The organism is Acididesulfobacillus acetoxydans (genome assembly GCF_902729405.1).
GTDB lineage: Bacteria > Bacillota > Desulfitobacteriia > Desulfitobacteriales > Desulfitobacteriaceae > Acididesulfobacillus > Acididesulfobacillus acetoxydans.
Map to the genome: position 1 here is coordinate 698,226 of NZ_LR746496.1, position 13,899 is coordinate 712,124.

At 43.3% G+C, this 13,899-nt stretch carries 15 protein-coding genes and 2 pseudogenes; 5 read left to right on the plus strand and 12 right to left on the minus strand.

The window, feature by feature from the left end:
* Window positions 1-26: 26 nt before the first annotated feature.
* Window positions 27-269 (plus strand): hypothetical protein, encoded by a 243-nt coding sequence (locus tag MNU25_RS03070; RefSeq protein WP_240983730.1) that lies wholly within the window; start codon window positions 27-29, stop codon window positions 267-269.
* Between the two features lie 394 nt (window positions 270-663).
* On the opposite strand, the gene MNU25_RS03075 is transcribed toward MNU25_RS03070, so the two are convergent.
* The 7 genes and pseudogenes from MNU25_RS03075 to MNU25_RS03105 form a co-directional block, all read right to left on the minus strand.
* On the minus strand, window positions 664-2,028 hold the full coding sequence (locus MNU25_RS03075; protein WP_240983731.1) for an ISNCY family transposase: 1,365 nt from the start codon (window positions 2,026-2,028) through the stop codon (window positions 664-666).
* Window positions 2,029-2,333: 305 nt separating this feature from the next.
* Window positions 2,334-2,576, minus strand: coding sequence for a hypothetical protein (locus MNU25_RS03080; protein ID WP_240983730.1), 243 nt, complete (start codon window positions 2,574-2,576; stop codon window positions 2,334-2,336).
* A gap of 34 nt (window positions 2,577-2,610) precedes the next feature.
* Entirely contained in the window at window positions 2,611-2,859 is a 249-nt protein-coding gene (locus tag MNU25_RS03085) for a DUF6429 family protein (RefSeq protein WP_240983729.1), read from the minus strand.
* 217 nt (window positions 2,860-3,076) lie between these two features.
* Window positions 3,077-4,135, minus strand: coding sequence for a cell wall-binding repeat-containing protein (locus MNU25_RS03090; RefSeq protein ID WP_240983732.1), 1,059 nt, complete (start codon window positions 4,133-4,135; stop codon window positions 3,077-3,079).
* A 172-nt stretch (window positions 4,136-4,307) separates the two neighbouring features.
* Window positions 4,308-5,165, minus strand: coding sequence for an SDR family oxidoreductase (locus MNU25_RS03095; protein ID WP_240983727.1), 858 nt, complete (start codon window positions 5,163-5,165; stop codon window positions 4,308-4,310).
* Window positions 5,166-5,544: 379 nt separating this feature from the next.
* Complete coding sequence (locus tag MNU25_RS03100; RefSeq protein WP_240983733.1) at window positions 5,545-5,868, minus strand: hypothetical protein; 324 nt, start codon at window positions 5,866-5,868, stop codon at window positions 5,545-5,547.
* A gap of 45 nt (window positions 5,869-5,913) precedes the next feature.
* A pseudogene (locus tag MNU25_RS03105) lies at window positions 5,914-6,423 on the minus strand (transposase); the annotation flags it as partial.
* Between the two features lie 182 nt (window positions 6,424-6,605).
* On the opposite strand from MNU25_RS03105, the gene MNU25_RS03110 reads away from it, so the two are divergent.
* Complete coding sequence (locus MNU25_RS03110) at window positions 6,606-7,970, plus strand: ISNCY family transposase (protein ID WP_240983734.1); 1,365 nt, start codon at window positions 6,606-6,608, stop codon at window positions 7,968-7,970.
* 104 nt (window positions 7,971-8,074) lie between these two features.
* Here the strand turns inward: MNU25_RS03110 and MNU25_RS03115 are convergent.
* A pseudogene (locus MNU25_RS03115) lies at window positions 8,075-8,941 on the minus strand (transposase); the annotation flags it as partial.
* Between the two features lie 372 nt (window positions 8,942-9,313).
* Between MNU25_RS03115 and MNU25_RS03120 the strand changes: the two are divergent.
* The 3 genes from MNU25_RS03120 to MNU25_RS03130 all read left to right on the plus strand — a co-directional run bounded on the left by MNU25_RS03120 (window position 9,314) and on the right by MNU25_RS03130 (window position 11,182).
* Window positions 9,314-9,460 (plus strand): hypothetical protein, encoded by a 147-nt coding sequence (locus MNU25_RS03120; RefSeq protein ID WP_240983735.1) that lies wholly within the window; start codon window positions 9,314-9,316, stop codon window positions 9,458-9,460.
* Complete coding sequence (locus MNU25_RS03125) at window positions 9,421-10,542, plus strand: hypothetical protein (RefSeq protein WP_240983736.1); 1,122 nt, start codon at window positions 9,421-9,423, stop codon at window positions 10,540-10,542. Before MNU25_RS03120 ends, MNU25_RS03125 begins: the two co-directional genes overlap by 40 nt.
* A 232-nt stretch (window positions 10,543-10,774) precedes the next feature.
* Window positions 10,775-11,182, plus strand: a complete 408-nt coding sequence (locus MNU25_RS03130; protein ID WP_240983737.1) for a VOC family protein — start codon at window positions 10,775-10,777, stop codon at window positions 11,180-11,182.
* Between the two features lie 58 nt (window positions 11,183-11,240).
* Here the strand turns inward: MNU25_RS03130 and MNU25_RS03135 are convergent, their stop codons facing one another.
* The 4 genes from MNU25_RS03135 to MNU25_RS03150 form a co-directional block, all read right to left on the minus strand.
* Entirely contained in the window at window positions 11,241-11,777 is a 537-nt protein-coding gene (locus tag MNU25_RS03135) for a tyrosine-type recombinase/integrase (RefSeq protein ID WP_261486025.1), read from the minus strand.
* Between the two features lie 87 nt (window positions 11,778-11,864).
* Window positions 11,865-12,092 carry a hypothetical protein gene (locus MNU25_RS03140; protein WP_240983738.1) on the minus strand — a complete coding sequence of 76 codons (228 nt, stop codon included), beginning with the start codon at window positions 12,090-12,092 and terminating at the stop codon, window positions 11,865-11,867.
* A gap of 2 nt (window positions 12,093-12,094) precedes the next feature.
* Complete coding sequence (locus MNU25_RS03145; RefSeq protein WP_306425012.1) at window positions 12,095-12,520, minus strand: exoribonuclease R; 426 nt, start codon at window positions 12,518-12,520, stop codon at window positions 12,095-12,097.
* A 212-nt stretch (window positions 12,521-12,732) separates the two neighbouring features.
* A complete protein-coding gene (locus tag MNU25_RS03150; protein ID WP_240983740.1) occupies window positions 12,733-13,752 on the minus strand; it encodes a class I SAM-dependent methyltransferase in 1,020 nt (339 codons plus the stop codon).
* Between the last annotated feature and the right edge of the window lie 147 nt (window positions 13,753-13,899).

Genomic DNA, 13,899 nt, shown 5'->3' on the forward strand with positions numbered 1-13,899 from the left:
TTTATCTATCGATGAGGAGAAGATGAATGACTAGAATTTCGATTAAAGAATATGCCAAGAAGCACATTAAGTGTAATCCCGATGAGAATCTTAAGGATGTAATATCAAGACTAAAGGATGCCGTTGAAAGAAAGAATTCAGGGGCTACATGTAGCATATGTGGAGCATCAATTTGGGCAGTTGGATCTGCGGTTGGTGGATTTGAAGGCTGCTTCACTTGTATTACTGGAGAACATGACGATTCCGAGGATTATGAGGTTTTTTTGTGATTGTATTCCTTTGCCGCAGCATCAGATAACAGCGTATTCCCAAAATCTGAGAGGATATGAATGCAGTAACCAGACTCCGGGAACACGCGAACCGTTATGTGACATTGCATGATAGTTGTTTGTGGATAAAATTTTGTGCAAGAACTTTATGTGCCATTCATTCTGAAGGAGCTGTATTACTGGTGAGAATTGACAAAAACGATGTGCTTGGGGGACAATCCATATTAAAGGTGAGACAGTTAATGAAGCGTGGCTCATGGGGTCCTTGGAACGAGACTTTAGTTAGATTGCCCTGAAAAAGTAGGTTTGCAAACCGTCCCTTGACCGACCCCCTGGGATCGGAATACATCAGTATGAATCCCCGGCATTGTAGAGGGGTATTCCTTGCCATTTCCTAATTCATGGCGGCCAATTTTCTTAAATTGTAGGTCAGTATGCCAAATCCCACCCAGATGCTAACTCCGCGGTGTCCTCTGAGCAGACTCCTCCCCAGGCCATATTTACGTTTCAAGATGCTAATGGTTCCTTCTCCACCAGCACGCCATGCTTGCAGACGTCGAAACCATCTTTGCCTTTCATGGGTTTGTCGCTTCTGAGTTTTCTTGCCCTTCTTTGGGATGGATATTCGTTTTATCCCCAGTTCGGTTAAAGCTGCTTCATTCTTACCACTGCTGTAACCACGGTCAGTGGCAACAGCGTAAGGGATCCGCCCAGTGTTTTCGATGTGGCGTCTCACGGTGCCCAAGAGCAAACTTTCATCGCTGGGGTTGCCTATATGGATTTTGTAATCCGTAACCAGACGGTCTTCATTCTCTGTGATTTCGGTCTTATAGCCAAATTCCGTCGGGTTCTTCAACTTGCCCTTCTGGATAGGCCTCGCGTCAGGATCATAGAGGCTAATTACCCGTTGCGGGATGTGTGTTTTTCCGCTGTTCACCTGAAGCGTTTGATTGACAATCTTGTCCGTGGTATGAATGAGCTTGTCCAATTTCTCGATCGTATTTTTTAGAGCTGGGCTTATTTGCTCGCCCCAAGTCTCTTCAACTTTATCCATTATCCGATGGGCATCGGAAATCGTCTCAATCGCTTTATCCACAAGCTTATCCGTGATGTTGCGAACCTCCTGTACCGCCTCATGGCTTCGCCGTTTCAAGGTCTTGCCGATTTCCAGTATCCGTTTTTTCGTTGAACGAAAACGATTCCTCATCTTAGGAACTGTGCCACTCACTTGATCGCAAAGGCGGTTCGCCTGTCGGGTTATGGTTTTTACTGCATCCGCCAGCAGATGGGCATCCGTTGGGTAGTGAACATTGGATTCGGTTACTGTAGTGTCCGTACGCAGCCGCCGGTTCCGTGTCATCTGTTCCTGACTCGCCTTAGTAACAAGTTTTTTGTTCAGATCCTCAATGATTTCGTCCCCGTATTTCTGGCTCAGCTTGATCAATGTCGTACTGTGCGGCACTAAGGCATCGAGATCAACGCGGCAGAACCGCCGCCATTTGATACTGTCACTGACTTCGCTAACAAGTGTTTCATAGCCAAATCCATAACAGAATTTGAGAAACATTAGACGGAGATAAGTTTCCACCGGAACAGTTGGTCGGCCAATACGAATATTCCAGTGAGAGAGAAAGGGCTCCATAAATCGCTCATCATCCAAGAGACGATCAACCGTCTTGAGTTCTGGGCTTAGTTCCAGCACTTCCTTCGGCAAAATGGAGTCCCAAATTGTAAGCTGTTCGTTGCGAAGTCGTAACATTTTTTGCCCCCCAAAAAAGGATTTTCATGTCCCTTTGGAGAACCACAGGAACGAGGAATTCTCTAAAGGGTGGTTGTGGAGTTTCGTTGTTTGGTCACTTCTAAATTTCCACAAAATCCTAGTGAATTCCTTTTTGTTTCGAGGGATTTTTGCACAGAGTTTGCTTAGTTTTTCAGGGCAATCTAATTAATAACCCAGGCATGTCGTATAACGGTTCGCGTGTTCCCGGAGTCTGGTTACTGCATTCATATCCTCTCAGATTTTGGGAATACGCTGTTATCTGATGCTGCGGCAAAGGAATACAATCACAAAAAAACCTCATAATCCTCGGAATCGTCATGTTCTCCAGTAATACAAGTGAAGCAGCCTTCAAATCCACCAACCGCAGATCCAACTGCCCAAATTGATGCTCCACATATGCTACATGTAGCCCCTGAATTCTTTCTTTCAACGGCATCCTTTAGTCTTGATATTACATCCTTAAGATTCTCATCGGGATTACACTTAATGTGCTTCTTGGCATATTCTTTAATCGAAATTCTAGTCATTCATCTTCTCCTCATCGATAGATAAAAATCAAGCTTAGAGCTTTATCTCTTCGTTCAAATATTTCTTTCCTAATTGTTCAGCCAATTTAACCCCTTCATCTGTCAAATACACCGACTTTGAGCGCTGGCTACCTGATATCAATTCCTCATCTGTTAACTTGTTGATTGTCTCGAAAGGATATCCTTTCCATGTACGCCTTGCTTGAGCAAAACCCACATCTTCCTTCCATGAAGTTAGGTACATGAGCAAAAGGGTAAGCTCCTTCACTATTTCATCCATCATTGCAACAACTCCTCTTAATCATCTTAAAAATCTCAGCTTAATCATCTTTAACAAACCCAGCAGTTTCAGATAACGTTTCGCGTATTCCCGACGCGCCATTTCACATGCATATTACCAGGTGTTGGGAATACGCTGTTATCTGCAGTGCCGATTAAGAATACCCTCACATTTCACTTATCATATTTCTTACTTATATATATTCTTTTAATAGCCATAGTTAAGGCACTGTAATCCCTGTTATTAGGTAAATGGCCTGCTTGACTGCATTATCACTTACAGCCCCTGTTCCTCCAAGTACAATTACATGCCTAAGGCTGCCTCCGTCTGGTTCCGTCTTAATATATTCCAATGCATGTACTGATTCCTGTGCAACAGAATCATGCTTTACAAATATTATGGGTGATCCTTGATACCCACCTATACTTCCTGCTAATACAGAGCCCGTTAGGGCATCTGGATAATCTTCGCCAGTAGCGATAAATGCTGTTTCAAACCCGCTGCCCACCATGCGAGCATTTGTTTCATACTCCGATCCATTAATACCAATCGCATACGGGTTATATGCCCTAGGGTAAATTGAAGCTATACTGTTACTCAAATCACCTACGGTTATAACGTCAGAGCAACCATCTAAATATTCCTTTTCACCTTTCACAGTTAAACCAGAACTTGATACTAGTAATAGGGTTCGATCTTGATTCGATGATACATGCGGAGCTACTGACAATGCATCATAAAAATTCTGGTCGGAGACAAGAAAAAAATTATGAATGTTCAACGTTTTGGCTATCATAAAGGATGTTTCTGCTCTATCAATTCCGCCTATTTGCTGAACATTGGAAGGGGAAAATCCCATACTAATAAGATATTGTGTAAATTCTATTGGCACTACTCCTGTTCCACCAAGTATAAATACTTTTCCACTAGCACTAACGTGTTGATGAACATACTTAAAGGTCTCTTGACTCCCCTGGGCATCAGTAGTTTTATCCAGTAATAGTATCGGTGCTTTATTAACATTAGCCAAGGCTGTTCCTGATACCGCATCTGGCCAATTGTTACCTGACGCTAAGACAACTGCTTGGAACTTTTGACCCATCGAATAATTGATACCAAATTGCTTTGCCAGTTGATCTGCAATTGCTGTGGCTGTTTGATAACGGTCTTGGCCATAAATGCGTTGAATTGAAACTGTAGGTGATTGTTCTGCTGCCAAGACTTGAGAAGGTAAGGAGAAGAAAAGAAGAATGAACACACCTATAAACCATCTCCTCACGATTAACCACTCCTTTATTAATATTCTCTAAACTATAGAAGATAAGATTTCAAATTGAGCATTCACATATCCCTATCCAAAACAAATAAGACCTAGGCATTGCAGATAACGTTCAGGTATTAACGATGCGTCTTTTCACCCAATAGCATTACAAAGTGTCGCTAATACCGTGTTATGTGTAGTTCGCCGTCGACCCGGGATAAATTCTTCCACTATTCTCTTTCACGCTCGGTATATGGATTCCCAAATTACGAAGCTTATTGGAAACTAAGTTTGTGTTTAGAGGAATTTCGTTCGCCTGTTCTTGTTTTAGCATTACTTCCTTAATATCAACGATAATTCCTGCCTCTTTCGCAAGAAAATGGTAAAACGTATATGCTGACATCCTTGGTCCAGCAACGTGGAATATTCCAGTCTTTTCTTTCAGTAGTAGAATAACCTTCGCTAGATCTACAACGTGAATTGGATTTCGAATTAGATTTGATGCCTTATTGATCGTGCTGTCATTTTCCGCTGCATTTTCAATTTCCCAAAACCTTTTGTCTACTACGTATCGGTTACTGCCGTATATATAACTGGTACGAATGATTACATTCTGACGCTCGCCGATAATCCTCTCCGACTTAAATTTCTGCTTTCCATAATCGGTAATTGGATTAGGAACACTGTCCTCAGCGTATTTATCTTCCTTCCCATCAAAAACTGCATCTGATGAGATAAAGATAGTTTTGATTCTATCTCTCTGCAAAGTGTATAGCATGCCATGGTAATTGCAGAGAATTGTTTTGTTCAGTGAGCCATATTCAACATTTGATGCAACAATCACTATATCAGTTTTTTGAATCAGCCGTAGTATAACGATAACGCTCTGTTGATCTTCAAAATCTACACGAACATGACCCGTGTTGCTATTGTAAACTGGACAAGGGGTGGTGCGATATGTGGCAATCACTGGGTAAGTTCGACTTGCCAAATCTGTAATAGCTGTCCCTAAATATCCACTTGACCCAATGACAATGATTTTCTTCATCCAAACAGACCCCGATTCATAACATGCAAGCGAATTATACATAACGTCCTGAGTGTTTGCGACGCGTCCCAACCCGCTTGCATATTGGCAAAGCGTCGCAAACACTCTGTTATGTGACGTTGCCACCCTTCAAAAGTTTCCCTATGGTTGTTCGTAAATAACCTTACTTGTTACTTTGTGAAGGATTTGATCATCCATATCATGTATACTAAAAACTCTTGACCTAGCTTTTAGAAAACGTAAAACCTCTTCTTTGGGCCAATAAGCCTGAGCAACTACGTTCGGAAAACGGCGACCCTCTTTTAACGCCTTGTTTACCCTGTCTCTATGCCTTCTATGAAAATCCTCTTTATTTACGAGTTCGACAGCTAAATCAATGTCATTTTACAAAATAGCAGTAGTCTGGATTACCATTAACTTGTCGTACCCGATTAAGGAACTCTTCCAATTTCTTCTCTGCCGTTACACGAGATATTGGCTTTGCAGCTGAAGCCATACTCAAAGCGTTGCCTTTTATTGTATTTATATATTGAACTTCGCCTGTGGGATCAGTCATTCGCTCAACGAAACCTTGGTCTATAAGAACTTGAATTAACTTATTAGAGTCGGCACTGTCCAAACCAAGAACATCACTAACTAGATTGCCCTGAAAAAGTAGGTTTGCAAACCGTCCCTTGACCGACCCCCTGGGATCGGAATACATCAGTATGAATCCCCGGCATTGTAGAGGGGTATTCCTTGCCATTTCCTAATTCATGGCGGCCAATCTTCTTAAATTGTAGGTCAGTATGCCAAATCCCACCCAGATGCTAACTCCGCGGTGTCCTCTGAGCAGACTCCTCCCCAGGCCATATTTACGTTTCAAGATGCTAATGGTTCCTTCTCCACCAGCACGCCATGCTTGCAGACGTCGAAACCATCTTTGCCTTTCATGGGTTTGTCGCTTCTGAGTTTTCTTGCCCTTCTTTGGGATGGATATTCGTTTTATCCCCAGTTCGGTTAAAGCTGCTTCATTCTTACCACTGCTGTAACCACGGTCAGTGGCAACAGCGTAAGGGATCCGCCCAGTGTTTTCGATGTGGCGTCTCACGGTGCCCAAGAGCAAACTTTCATCGCTGGGGTTGCCTATATGGATTTTGTAATCCGTAACCAGACGGTCTTCATTCTCTGTGATTTCGGTCTTATAGCCAAATTCCGTCGGGCTCTTCAACTTGCCCTTCTGGATAGGCCTCGCGTCAGGATCATAGAGGCTAATTAGATTGCCCTGAAAAACTAAGCAAACTCTGTGCAAAAATCCCTCGAAACAAAAAGGAATTCACTAGGATTTTGTGGAAATTTAGAAGTGACCAAACAACGAAACTCCACAACCACCCTTTAGAGAATTCCTCGTTCCTGTGGTTCTCCAAAGGGACATGAAAATCCTTTTTTGGGGGGCAAAAAATGTTACGACTTCGCAACGAACAGCTTACAATTTGGGACTCCATTTTGCCGAAGGAAGTGCTGGAACTAAGCCCAGAACTCAAGACGGTTGATCGTCTCTTGGATGATGAGCGATTTATGGAGCCCTTTCTCTCTCACTGGAATATTCGTATTGGCCGACCAACTGTTCCGGTGGAAACTTATCTCCGTCTAATGTTTCTCAAATTCTGTTATGGATTTGGCTATGAAACACTTGTTAGCGAAGTCAGTGACAGTATCAAATGGCGGCGGTTCTGCCGCGTTGATCTCGATGCCTTAGTGCCGCACAGTACGACATTGATCAAGCTGAGCCAGAAATACGGGGACGAAATCATTGAGGATCTGAACAAAAAACTTGTTACTAAGGCGAGTCAGGAACAGATGACACGGAACCGGCGGCTGCGTACGGACACTACAGTAACCGAATCCAATGTTCACTACCCAACGGATGCCCATCTGCTGGCGGATGCAGTAAAAACCATAACCCGACAGGCGAACCGCCTTTGCGATCAAGTGAGTGGCACAGTTCCTAAGATGAGGAATCGTTTTCGTTCAACGAAAAAACGGATACTGGAAATCGGCAAGACCTTGAAACGGCGAAGCCATGAGGCGGTACAGGAGGTTCGCAACATCACGGATAAGCTTGTGGATAAAGCGATTGAGACGATTTCCGATGCCCATCGGATAATGGATAAAGTTGAAGAGACTTGGGGCGAGCAAATAAGCCCAGCTCTAAAAAATACGATCGAGAAATTGGACAAGCTCATTCATACCACGGACAAGATTGTCAATCAAACGCTTCAGGTGAACAGCGGAAAAACACACATCCCGCAACGGGTAATTAGCCTCTATGATCCTGACGCGAGGCCTATCCAGAAGGGCAAGTTGAAGAGCCCGACGGAATTTGGCTATAAGACCGAAATCACAGAGAATGAAGACCGTCTGGTTACGGATTACAAAATCCATATAGGCAACCCCAGCGATGAAAGTTTGCTCTTGGGCACCGTGAGACGCCACATCGAAAACACTGGGCGGATCCCTTACGCTGTTGCCACTGACCGTGGTTACAGCAGTGGTAAGAATGAAGCAGCTTTAACCGAACTGGGGATAAAACGAATATCCATCCCAAAGAAGGGCAAGAAAACTCAGAAGCGACAAACCCATGAAAGGCAAAGATGGTTTCGACGTCTGCAAGCATGGCGTGCTGGTGGAGAAGGAACCATTAGCATCTTGAAACGTAAATATGGCCTGGGGAGGAGTCTGCTCAGAGGACACCGCGGAGTTAGCATCTGGGTGGGATTTGGCATACTGACCTACAATTTAAGAAGATTGGCCGCCATGAATTAGGAAATGGCAAGGAATACCCCTCTACAATGCCGGGGATTCATACTGATGTATTCCGATCCCAGGGGGTCGGTCAAGGGACGGTTTGCAAACCTACTTTTTCAGGGCAATCTAATTACCCGTTGCGGGATGTGTGTTTTTCCGCTGTTCACCTGAAGCGTTTGATTGACAATCTTGTCCGTGGTATGAATGAGCTTGTCCAATTTCTCGATCGTATTTTTTAGAGCTGGGCTTATTTGCTCGCCCCAAGTCTCTTCAACTTTATCCATTATCCGATGGGCATCGGAAATCGTCTCAATCGCTTTATCCACAAGCTTATCCGTGATGTTGCGAACCTCCTGTACCGCCTCATGGCTTCGCCGTTTCAAGGTCTTGCCGATTTCCAGTATCCGTTTTTTCGTTGAACGAAAACGATTCCTCATCTTAGGAACTGTGCCACTCACTTGATCGCAAAGGCGGTTCGCCTGTCGGGTTATGGTTTTTACTGCATCCGCCAGCAGATGGGCATCCGTTGGGTAGTGAACATTGGATTCGGTTACTGTAGTGTCCGTACGCAGCCGCCGGTTCCGTGTCATCTGTTCCTGACTCGCCTTAGTAACAAGTTTTTTGTTCAGATCCTCAATGATTTCGTCCCCGTATTTCTGGCTCAGCTTGATCAATGTCGTACTGTGCGGCACTAAGGCATCGAGATCAACGCGGCAGAACCGCCGCCATTTGATACTGTCACTGACTTCGCTAACAAGTGTTTCATAGCCAAATCCATAACAGAATTTGAGAAACATTAGACGGAGATAAGTTTCCACCGGAACAGTTGGTCGGCCAATACGAATATTCCAGTGAGAGAGAAAGGGCTCCATAAATCGCTCATCATCCAAGAGACGATCAACCGTCTTGAGTTCTGGGCTTAGTTCCAGCACTTCCTTCGGCAAAATGGAGTCCCAAATTGTAAGCTGTTCGTTGCGAAGTCGTAACATTTTTTGCCCCCCAAAAAAGGATTTTCATGTCCCTTTGGAGAACCACAGGAACGAGGAATTCTCTAAAGGGTGGTTGTGGAGTTTCGTTGTTTGGTCACTTCTAAATTTCCACAAAATCCTAGTGAATTCCTTTTTGTTTCGAGGGATTTTTGCACAGAGTTTGCTTAGTTTTTCAGGGCAATCTAATTAGAGAGTGTTTTTTAAGATATTCTTTGTAGCTGGACACTTCCGATAACAGCGTATTCCCAAAATCTGAGAGTTAATAACCAGACTTCGGGAACCCGCAAGACGTTATATAAAATCGCGCACGGAGCGCCACATCGTGTGGCGGTAGATAATATATTGCTGAAATTAAATTTGGAGGAGATTTTTATGAATGAAAATGTTGAGAATCAAGTTGATCAGGATCTTGACGAAGTAAATGAGCACAAAGAAGGACAACACAAAGAAGAGGAAAAAACAAAAGAAAGCCAAAACGCGTGGTTGTATCTCTTAAAGATTTACCGCGTGTTCCGTTAGAAGAGGCAATTCCTGTTGCAAGTGCAATGTATGATAATGTTGCAAATGGGACAGCAACATTTAACAATATAGCAAGGTTATTAAATTCAAGCCCTAGAACAACCAAGACAAAATATATGATATGGGGCGCTGAAGGCTATGGAATTATAATTAAGCATGAAAATAATGAATATAGCTTATCGGAAACTGGTAGAAAGATAGTTGCGCCAACGTATTACGATGAAGATAGTGAGGCCAAAGTTAAAGCGATACTTACGCCAACCATATTTAGTAAATTCTTCACAGAATATAATAAACATCCTATTCCCCAGGAAACGTATCTGACCAATTTATTAGAAACAAAATTGGGAATACCAAGAGAACGAGTTGAGGAAGCAAAAGAGATAATTTTAAAAAATGTAGATTTTACTGGTATTAAAAGAACAGATGATAAAACTGGTAAAGAAATAATTGATTTAGATAAAAGTACACCAGGACCTAAAAGTGAAAAGAAAGAAGAAATTAATCCTATAGATTCTGACAGCTTGAGTATTGATGATGAGATAGAAGAACCGGTTCAGAATCAAGAAGGACAGACATGGAATAAAACTTGCTTTGTAATTTGTCCTATTGGAGAAGAAGGCTCTACGGAAAGAAAACATTCAGATATGATATTAAAACATTTAATTCAGCCAGTACTGGAAGTATTTGGTTTTTCGGTAATTAGAGCAGACAAAATAGAACAATCTGGCCTAATTACACAACAAATACTGGAAAATTTAGTAAAGGCACGTCTGTGTATTGCTGATCTTTCGTTTAATAATCCCAATGTTTTTTATGAATTAGGGGTTAGACATTTATGTCAATTGCCTGCAATTCAAATTATTCGAAAGGGAGATAAGCTTCCTTTTGATGTGTCTCAAGGGCGTGCGATAACTATAGATACCAGTGACGTATATACTTTAATAGATAGATTAGAGTCAGCAAAGAAAGAGTTAGCGCAATATATAACTCCAATAGTTAATAATACAAGTTCTGATGTTAGCGATGATAATCCAATAAAGGTTTATTTGCCTGGAATCAAAGTAACTATTCCAAGATAATAAACAGATATTTAGGGGCCGACGTCCTGTCGGCCTCTGAATCTGTGGGTGCGCGACTTTACATAACAGAGTATCGCCAAAACTTCGCAAAGATGAATGTGGTTGGGACGCTTCGACAATACTCGGGACGTTATCTGAAATGCTCGGTCTTAATAATAATTCTTAGTACTGTGGAATTTGAAAATAAGGTTACCTTGAGCGGTTTAGTCTGTGTGGAAAGGGGTTGGAAGGTATGGAGTTAAGGTTTGGTGGATTGGGTATCTTTGTTAAAGACCTTAAGACGTTGGTTGAGTTCTATGGGAATGTGTTTAGTGTAAATATCGATTGGGATGGGAATGATCCATATGCCCAGTTTGAACATGCTGGAATTCGTTTCATGATGTACGAGCGGAAGGAATTAGCTCAGTATTTAGGAACGGAAATATCATATCCGAATGGCATTAATGGCACATTTGAATTGGCTATCGATTTGCCAGATTTTGCTGATGTGGATAAAGAGTTCGAAAGAGTCCTTCACTATGGAGCTAGACCTGTAGTTTATCCACGGAATGAGCCATGGGGAATGAGGACTTCGTATGTACTTGACCCGGAAGACAATCTAATTGAGATAGGTTCCTGGGGAAAAGGCAAACTTGAATGAGGTACAAATCTAGAAACACATAAGGTTTGCATGATTCATTTGCCGCACTTCAGATAATTTAGGCATTGGGATCACGTCCGTCCAGAGGACTTCTTACGGAAGCCAGATGATGAGTTGAGAGGTGGATGTCGTGAGCCGTCGTCGAGATATCGCTGTGCCCCAGAAGCATCTGAATCGTACGTAGATCCACACGTGATTCAAGAAGGTGGGTGGCAAAACTATGCCGCAGGGTATGGACCGTAGCGGGTTTGGCGATGCCGGCTTTCTTTTTGGCCCGTCGAAAACTTTGTTCGATACCACTGGCGGCTATGGGCTTCCCTGGAATTAGCCCAGGGAAAAGCAGGTCTGTAGGTCTATACAGTGACCCGTAGCTTCTGAGCATTTTTAGATTTTCAAGGGACAGGACGGTTAATCGATCTATGTTGTTCTTGCCACGATGGACCCGGATCATCATGTTCTTGGAATCAAGGTCTGCGATACGGAGATTCAGGGTTTCAGAAATACGTAGGCCCGAAGAGTAGGTGGTCAAGAGAATAACCGGGTGCTTCGGATTAGCCACGCGATCAAGGATAGAGAGAATCTCGGCCTTAGACAAAACAGAGGGAAGCTTTTTAGGTCTTTTGAGCCAGTCCCTATCGGAGTATGTTAAATGCGCAAAAAGAGACCTTTTGAATCAGGGCCGTTATTTGAGGCCTTCCCAAAAGGTAGTTTCGCTTATTTGAAGTTGCTTTTGTCGGATCTTTTCCCATAAATTCTTAGGAATTTCCTTACTGACAGCATGGCTAATTTTCGTCCTTAGGACAGTCCCATCGCTCAGCACTTTTTCATAATACCAGTGGTCAGTGTTACGAAGCATCACCCAACCATTTTTATCGCAATAGCGTTTTAAATCTCCAAATTTAGGTGCCATATTTATAGTCCTAAGAGTGCAAGAAGCTCTTCGTCATTGTCACAAAGCAGGACTTTTAAAACATATGGGAAGTGAGATTTACGGTTAGGCGCTTGAAGGAAAAGCTGGGAGCGATCCATATAATCTTGGGCATATACTTTAAGGTCTTCAATTAAATCGCTAGCGGCTAAATCTAATGTCGAATTATTTGCGTACAGTTCCAGAGAATCTAAGGCAAGGGTAGTCGAACCATCATCTTCCTTAATAATTTCAGGGTTAAGTTTATAATATACTAAGACCATCTTTAGTAGATCGACTCTGAGCAAAGCAACTTGTTCTGTCTGTTTTCTTTTGACAATAATAGGGTTAAAAGAGTTAAAGACAGAATCGTAAAGAGCAGAAAATTGGTTTCTAGCTTCGGTAAACTGTAGTTCAGATAACATTGTCATTCCTCCTTCACCTCCAATATATCATACGATGTACACAGTGTACAGTATGACCATTATGTGCATTATGTATACATTTGGCGAGGGGACACTTCACATAATTTATAGAGATTTATGATGTTCGTAGATAGAGAAAAAAGCCAGTGATTAAAAATCAGTGGCTTTAAAGAGGGTAAAGAGGGCAATCACGCCGAGAAAGGACGCGTCTTAAAGGGTCAATTCGGCATTCGCGCAAAGAAGTAATGCGAGACCAGGAACGGCAAAGGGGTCACCTCGATATTGGTGCAGCCGGTTGCCAGCAATAGCTCTCTAATCTCATCTTCGTTCGGCAGTCCTTCAAATCCCTCGTGGCAGGCTATAAAGAAGCTCATAAGGTTTCGAGAAACCTGTGTCGGAAATACCCGCCTGAATTGGGGTTCGTTTTGTCGCAAGGCACTCAGGATTCCGATCTCTCCCGCAGGCTTCAATAGCCGTTTCAAGTTGTTCAATAGTTCTTTTCTCTCTTCCGGGCTGAAAAAATAAATGTTGTTGTTCAGTAAACAGGCGTCAAAAGTTCCCAACTCCTCACCGGCATGAAGTGCGTCTTCGCACACTATTTCGAGGCGGCTGCCCCAAGACCGGGTATGCTTCCGGGCCCTGTCAGCCACAACCGGGTTAAGCTCGATGCCAACCCCCCGGAGGGAAGGACAAGATTCCAGCAACTTGTTTAAATACAATCCTTCGCCACACCCAATATCGAGGACCCGCTGCCATTTGCTCTTTTGGCATTTGTGTTTTAAGAACGGCCAGACGAAAGGTTCTGAAGCCAAAGAGGCCTGCGATATTAGTTCTTCTTCCATTTTCGGGTCGAAATTGAGCTTCTTCCCCTGTCTGCTCAGTAATTGCGGCAACTTTGCAAACCCCGGGTTCCAATGATGGACAAACTCCTGGAACATGGCTTCCAGCCCTTGAGAGCGGTACGTTTGTACCGCCCGGCCCAGCTTCGAAACCCTATATGAGAGATTATCCTTTGTCAGCAATTCTTGGCAAAAAGCTTGCTCTAGCCAATGGTCAAGCAAGACTTTGTCCCAGGTCGGATGTAAGGCCGCTAAGTCTTCCAAGCTCCGGCGTTCTTCCAATTCACGCCATAGGTCCAGCTCAAAACCGGTCTGGACAACCCAAAGAAATCCCAGGTTTTCCATCAGAGAGATCGCTCTCCCCAGCAATGCTAACATTCCAGGTTCCAAACGTCCCACTCCTCTCCGGGCCATATTTAAAAATTATGCCCGGATGTTTAAATTGGTGTCTGGCAAAAAGAAGATATTGAACAGGCCCCCAAAATGACTTAACATGGGCTTAGACCCCCACGCCACAGCAAAGGAGAAAGCCCGGGCCCGGAAGGA

Bases quoted from the DNA above. Each gene is read 5' to 3' on its own strand.
- MNU25_RS03100 (WP_240983733.1), bottom strand. From the start codon at position 5,868: ATGTATTCCGATCCCAGGGGGTCGGTCAAGGGACGGTTTGCAAACCTA.
- MNU25_RS03080 (WP_240983730.1), bottom strand. From the start codon at position 2,576: ATGACTAGAATTTCGATTAAAGAATATGCCAAGAAGCACATTAAGTGT.
- MNU25_RS03085 (WP_240983729.1), bottom strand. From the start codon at position 2,859: ATGATGGATGAAATAGTGAAGGAGCTTACCCTTTTGCTCATGTACCTA.
- MNU25_RS03075 (WP_240983731.1), bottom strand. From the start codon at position 2,028: ATGTTACGACTTCGCAACGAACAGCTTACAATTTGGGACTCCATTTTG.
- MNU25_RS03095 (WP_240983727.1), bottom strand. From the start codon at position 5,165: ATGAAGAAAATCATTGTCATTGGGTCAAGTGGATATTTAGGGACAGCT.
- MNU25_RS03145 (WP_306425012.1), bottom strand. From the start codon at position 12,520: ATGACAATGTTATCTGAACTACAGTTTACCGAAGCTAGAAACCAATTT.
- MNU25_RS03140 (WP_240983738.1), bottom strand. From the start codon at position 12,092: ATGGCACCTAAATTTGGAGATTTAAAACGCTATTGCGATAAAAATGGT.
- MNU25_RS03130 (WP_240983737.1), top strand. From the start codon at position 10,775: ATGGAGTTAAGGTTTGGTGGATTGGGTATCTTTGTTAAAGACCTTAAG.
- MNU25_RS03120 (WP_240983735.1), top strand. From the start codon at position 9,314: ATGAATGAAAATGTTGAGAATCAAGTTGATCAGGATCTTGACGAAGTA.
- MNU25_RS03070 (WP_240983730.1), top strand. From the start codon at position 27: ATGACTAGAATTTCGATTAAAGAATATGCCAAGAAGCACATTAAGTGT.
- MNU25_RS03110 (WP_240983734.1), top strand. From the start codon at position 6,606: ATGTTACGACTTCGCAACGAACAGCTTACAATTTGGGACTCCATTTTG.